Raw genomic sequence first — 585 nt, 5'->3', positions numbered from 1 at the left:
GCAATACTTGGTCAGAAAGAGGAGAAAATTAAGGATGCGTTAGACTCATATGGCAAAAATCTAGGTATAACATTTCAAATTGCAGATGATACTTTAGACTACAACTCTCAAATACAAAAATTTGGGAAAAAAATTGGAAACGACTTTTTTGAGGGTAAAATTACACTTCCTGTAATCATATTAAACCAAAAATGTAATTCAGATGAAAAAATAAAATTAAAAAAATTGTTTACAAAAGAATATCGTAATGAAAATGAATTTAAGTTTGTGTTAGATCTCATAACAAAATATAATGTGATATCAGAGTGTTACCAAAAAGCAGATTATTTTATTTCGCTAGCGTCAAATTCTTTAAATGTTATTAAAGATTGTGAAGAAAAGAATATTCTAAAAAAATTAACATCTTTTAGTATCGAAAGATCTTTTTAAGGACTAAGTAAAAACTTATTCCATTTATTATGCTCAAATTTATATTTTAATCTTTCATGAATTCTATTTTCACCGTCTAACCAAAATTCTATTTCATTTGGAATTAATCTCCATCCTGACCAATGTTCAGGTCTTGGCACTTTATTTGTGTCTGGA

At 26.8% G+C, this 585-nt stretch carries 2 protein-coding genes; one reads left to right on the top strand and one right to left on the bottom strand.

Features of this window, described 5'->3' with window-relative positions; translation table 11 throughout:
• Nucleotides 1-429: polyprenyl synthetase family protein (locus tag AMN80_RS02245; RefSeq protein ID WP_179850273.1), on the top strand; the 429-nt coding region annotated here is incomplete at its 5' end.
• Here AMN80_RS02245 and AMN80_RS02240 read toward each other — a convergent pair.
• Nucleotides 426-585 (bottom strand): pyridoxine 5'-phosphate oxidase C-terminal domain-containing protein (locus AMN80_RS02240; protein ID WP_306452530.1); only part of this gene is annotated, 160 nt, incomplete at its 5' end. The two genes, AMN80_RS02245 and AMN80_RS02240, sit on opposite strands and share 4 nt — an antisense overlap.

This window comes from Candidatus Pelagibacter communis (assembly GCF_001179985.1).
In the GTDB taxonomy this organism is placed as follows: Bacteria; Pseudomonadota; Alphaproteobacteria; order Pelagibacterales; family Pelagibacteraceae; genus Pelagibacter; species Pelagibacter ubique_J.
The sequence above is the reverse complement of the archived record's forward strand: the minus strand, read 5'-3'. Positions and strand labels throughout refer to the sequence as shown.